This is a genomic window from Mesorhizobium sp. M00.F.Ca.ET.216.01.1.1 (assembly GCF_004010325.2).
In the GTDB taxonomy this organism is placed as follows: Bacteria; Pseudomonadota; Alphaproteobacteria; order Rhizobiales; family Rhizobiaceae; genus Mesorhizobium.
Window position 1 is genome coordinate 1 of the sequence record NZ_SADR02000067.1, and the last position, 2,456, is coordinate 2,456.

A 2,456-nucleotide genomic window follows, 5' to 3' on the forward strand; every position below is an offset into this window, starting at 1 on the left:
TGCCGCGCGAGGTCTTGCCGTCGATGGCCACCAGCGCTGGCGCGTCCGGACGCATCGCCGTCGCCCAGGACTGGAAGCAGTTCGCAAACAGCCCCGGATCGATCCGGTTCATCAGCAACCGCAGCCAGCGCGCGCCGGGAATGCCGTGATAATAGGGCAGGAAACGGCGCAGGAAGGCCAGATTGTCCTCGCCCCAATCGGCGATGTCCTCGAAATCATCGCCCGCCGCGATCGTGCCGCAGACCACCAGCAGCAGCACTTCAGGCAGCGGATGCGCCACCCGCCACCCCTCCCGGTCATCCTCGATCAGGGCGAAATGGTCCAGCAACAGCCGCAGACGCGGCTTCTCGGCAGTCTCAGGCATGGCGGTGCTCTCCGAATCAACGCCACCAACAGAATCAGAACCGTCGCAATCCCGAAACCGCCGTTAACCCGAGTTCAATGCCGTGTCGCAGACTCTCGCCCAATGGACTCGCAGCGTGGCCCCCAATACAATCCCGGTCCCGTGGGCCTCCGAAGGCTGATGCATGACATGGCAGAAGAATGCGTCCAACGCCGCCTTGCTGCGATATTGGCAGCCGATGTGGTCGGCTACAGCCGCCTCATGGAGCGGGACGAGGCTGGGACCCTTGTTGCCATCAAGTCCCGTCGCAAAGACATCCTACAGCCACTGCTCGCCAAGCATAATGGCCGCATCGTCAAGCTGATGGGTGACGGGGTGCTGGTGGAATTTGCCAGCGCCGTGAATGCTGTCCAATGCGCGGTCGAGCTCCAGAACGCGATGGCAGCTGCCAACGCCGACGTGCCCCAAGATTCCCGGATTGTGCTGCGCATCGGAATCAACCTGGGCGACGTGATGGTCGAAGGCAGCGATCTCTATGGTGATGGAGTCAACATCGCGGCTCGGCTCGAGGCCTTGGCCGATGCTGGGAGCATCGTCGTCTCTCGCACTGTCTTCAACCACGTCCGGGGCAAGGTGAAGCTCGGATTCGATGATCTCGGCGAGCAGCAACTCAAGAACATCGCCGAGCGGGTGCGGATCTACCGACTACGGCCGGACCGCGAAGCGGCGATGGCGCGGCCGGCCTTGGCGCTTCCCGACAAGCCGTCGATTGCCGTTCTGCCGTTCACTAACATGAGCGGCGATCCGGAGCAGGAGTATTTCAGCGACGGCATGGTGGAGGACATCATAGCGGCGCTGTCCCGGGTGCGCAGCTTCTTCGTGATCGCGCGGAATTCGAGTTTCACCTACAAAGGCAAAGCGGTCAATGTGAAGCAGGTCGGGCTCGAACTCGGCGTGCGTTACGTGCTGGAAGGGAGTGTCCGCAAGGCGGGCAATCGGGTCAGGATCACGGGACAGCTCATCGAGGCGGAAAGCGGGAATCATGTCTGGGCTGATCGCTTCGATGGCAGTCTCGAAGACGTATTCGAACTGCAAGATGGGGTGACCCAGAGCGTGGTCGGTGCGATCGCTCCGAAGCTTCAGCGAGCGGAAATCGATCGCACGTCGCGAAAGCGAACCGAAGATTTGACTGCTTACGACTTTGTTCTGCGTGCCCTGCCGCATGCCTGGTCAGGGTCGCCCGAAAGGAGTGCAATCGCCCACGATCTCCTTCAAAAAGCAACCGCTATCGATCCTTCTTATGCGTATGCCTACGCGATGGCGGCCTGGTCTTTGATGTTCAGCAAGAATTCGGGTTGGCGTTCTTGGCGGCCCGACCAGCAGGAGTTGTGTGTTCGGTTTGCCAGGGAAGCGCTCAAGCTCGATATGGAAGATCCAGCCGTACTGTGGGCATCCGCTACGGCGCTCGCAAGTGTCGTACACGAACATGAACATGCGCTCGAGCTGATCGAGCGCTCGTTGGCAATCGACCACAATTCCGCACAGGCCTGGGCAGCAAAAGGTTGGGTGACTTCCTGGATCGGACTTGATGGGATCCCTTCGTTGGAAAGGGCAATGCGATTGAGCCCGTTGGACCCGCTATTGTACCTTTTTCATGCCTCGATTGCTGAGTGCCACCTTGTGGCAAGAAGGCACGAGATGGCATTGGAATGGTCTCTCCGCGCCATGCGAGAACATCCAGAACCTCCTCCATTCGTGCGGCGGGTGCTCGCCGCCTCGTACGCTCGCCTCGGGCTAGTTGAAGAAGCGCGACGGGTGGTGGCAGGCATACTGGCGGAAAGCCCAAGCTTTACTGTGAGGACCTGGCTAGAGATAACCGCCCAGCGTGGTCCGCACGTCCAATACCTCGCTGAGAGCCTCCGTCTCGCTGGCCTCCCCAGTGAGTAGGCATCGAGTGTTAGGCACGCGTCAAAGAGAATCTCCAGTCAGATGGGGTGATTGGGGTCTTTGCCGAGCCCGGATAAGGGCGGCTGCTCCTGTCGAGATGTGAGAACGTGGTCGATGTTGATTCGCCACAAGCATCGGGAAGGAGCAGCCATGAAGTATTTTGCCG

At 60.4% G+C, this 2,456-nt stretch carries 2 protein-coding genes; one reads left to right on the forward strand and one right to left on the reverse strand.

Annotation, left to right across the window (positions count from 1 at the left end; all coding sequences use genetic code 11):
• The coding region (locus tag EN859_RS35005; RefSeq protein ID WP_135913580.1) for an ISAs1 family transposase at positions 1 to 364 on the reverse strand (364 nt) is incomplete at its 3' end.
• A 159-nt stretch (positions 365 to 523) separates the two neighbouring features.
• On the opposite strand from EN859_RS35005, the gene EN859_RS35010 reads away from it, so the two are divergent.
• A complete protein-coding gene (locus tag EN859_RS35010; RefSeq protein WP_189502465.1) occupies positions 524 to 2,290 on the forward strand; it encodes an adenylate/guanylate cyclase domain-containing protein in 1,767 nt (588 codons plus the stop codon).
• Positions 2,291 to 2,456: the final 166 nt, after the last annotated feature.

Excerpts from the sequence above, each read along its gene's own strand:
- EN859_RS35010 (WP_189502465.1), top strand. The coding sequence starts at position 524 with ATGCATGACATGGCAGAAGAATGCGTCCAACGCCGCCTTGCTGCGATA.